This is a genomic window from Microvirga sp. P4_G7, from assembly GCF_056401005.1.
Genome location: NZ_JBFUKD010000614.1, coordinates 1 through 2,206, shown reverse-complemented (window position 1 = coordinate 2,206; position 2,206 = coordinate 1). Strand labels below are relative to the sequence as shown.

The window sequence follows — 2,206 nt, the reverse complement described above, 5'->3', positions numbered from 1 at the left end:
GCCCGTAGCGGCCGAGCGAAGTCGCGTAAAGCCTAGCCGGTCGCGAAGCGCTCGAAAAATGAGGACATCTGAAAGCGTCGAATGCTCGCCCTTGTCGATCGAGTTGAGGCCGATTTTCATGCCCAAATCGTACAATACGCGCTTCAGAGGCGACGAATCCATGACGCGCGCGCGGACGTCCGCGGCTATGCCTTCCCACACCCGAGGTGCGAACAGGACGAACGTGGGCGCAATTTCACGGAAATCGTGCATCAACGTCTCGGGCTCTTCGATGAAGTTGACCTTCATCCGACAAAGCAGACCTTTGCCCAGCGCATAGACCTGTTCCATGATCCACGGTAGCGGCAGGACCGATACGTATTCGTCGTTCGGCCCTTTCGGATCTGCGGCCAAGTAGCTTGCGCAATGGCGCAGCACACGTCCGGACGCGAGCATCGCGAGCTTGGGGTGGGCTGTCGTTCCCGAGGTCGTGCAGAGGATCGTGACGTCATCTCCGTTCGTTTCGTCGACGAGCCTGTCGTAGAGATCCGGTTGTGCTTCGCCACATGCAATTCCGCGTTCGACGAGCGCACTCGACGATATCAGGCGAGGGTCGTCGTATTTGCGCATGCCGCGCGGATCGGAATAGACAATATGGCGAACGGTCGGAATCCGGTCGCCGAGTTCGAGCAGCTTGTCGACCTGCTCTTCATCCTCGGCGAAGACGGCTTTCGCCTCTCCGCGGGAAAGAAGATAGAGGACCTCATCCTGCAACGCGTCGCGATAGATGCCGAGCGACATGCCGCCGATCGCATGAGCGGCGATCTCACCACATATCCAATCCGGACGATTGTCTCCGATGAGAGCGACAACGTCGCCCTTCGCAAGGCCTAGATCACGAAGTCCCAGCGAGAACGCTTGAACGCGCTGGTGATAGTCTGTCCAGGAAAAGGTCCGCCAAATTCCGAGATCCTTCTCCCGCAAGGCGATATCCGTCGGATATTCTTTGGCGTTGAGGCGCAACAGTTTAGGGAAGGTGTCAGCCAGAGCCGCGCGAGACGCGTAGTTCACGCTCATGCCGCGGTCTCCGCGAATGCATCATCCGAGCCTTGTAGAGTATCGGATCCCTCTCCGAGATAAGCTTCCCTTACATGCGGATTGGCGAGCACCTCATTTGGAACGCCCTCCGCGATCTTGCGTCCGAAATCGAGCACCATCACACGATGCGAGATATCCATGACAACGCCCATGTCATGTTCGATCATCACGACCGTCATCCCATACTCCTCGTTGAGGTCGACGACATAGCGGGTCATGTCCTCTTTCTCTTCGAGGTTCATGCCAGCCATTGGTTCGTCGAGGAGGATCAATTGGGGTTCGAGCGCCATGGCACGGGCGAGCTCGACGCGTTTCCGAAGCCCGTAAGAAAGCGTTCCGGCTGGTGACTTGCGGACCGATTGCAGGTCGAGAAAATCGATGATCTCTTCAACCTTGCGGCGATGTTCCAGCTCCTCATTTCGTGCGCCGGTAAACCAATAGAGCGAGCCTGTAATGAAGTTGTTCTTTAGGAGGTGGTGGCGCCCCACCATGATGTTGTCGAGAACGCTCATGTGATGAAACAACGCGAGGTTCTGGAACGTGCGTCCGATACCGAGGCTGGCGCGGGAATTCGGCCTCAGCCGGGTGATGATGCGACCACCGAAAAGGATCTCGCCTTCCGTCGGGCGGTAGCGACCCGAAATGCAATTCACGATCGAGGTTTTGCCGGCGCCGTTGGGGCCGATGATGGAGAATAGTTCTCCCTGGCGAATGGCGAAGCTGACATCAGTCAGCGCATGCACACCGCCAAAACGAAGCGAGACGTCGCGCACCTCCAGTGCGTGCTCCACGCCATACCTCCCGTTTCCTCCGCCCTAAAAACCGAGCATGCTCCTTTTCGGCGCCTCACTCGTTGGACGCTGTTCTTGGGCCACCTGCTTCGGGTGACGCTTCGGTCTGGAAAATACGATCAACTGTTTCCATTTTTGTGTCAACAGACGAGACTACACTCTGAACCTACGCTGAAAGTCTTATGCGTGGCCTCGACAGCGCCGCGGCATTGCTGCGAGTACTTCAAATTGGTGCCCTCACCGAGCGAAGATGAACGCGCCGTGGGGCGGTGACGACCGGTTGGATAGTAACTGTTCTACCAAAAAGAAATGTGTTCAAACGATGTGAAGTGATGCGA

2 protein-coding genes are annotated in these 2,206 nt (G+C 57.2%); both read right to left on the bottom strand.

All coding sequences use genetic code 11. The features are described from left to right. Positions 1–1,056 (bottom strand): AMP-binding protein (locus tag AC1DT3_RS18650; protein WP_477466716.1); only part of this gene is annotated, 1,056 nt, incomplete at its 3' end. Continuing rightward, complete coding sequence (locus tag AC1DT3_RS18645) at positions 1,053–1,868, bottom strand: ABC transporter ATP-binding protein (RefSeq protein WP_477466715.1); 816 nt, start codon at positions 1,866–1,868, stop codon at positions 1,053–1,055. The genes AC1DT3_RS18645 and AC1DT3_RS18650, both read right to left, overlap by 4 nt. Between the last annotated feature and the right edge of the window lie 338 nt (positions 1,869–2,206).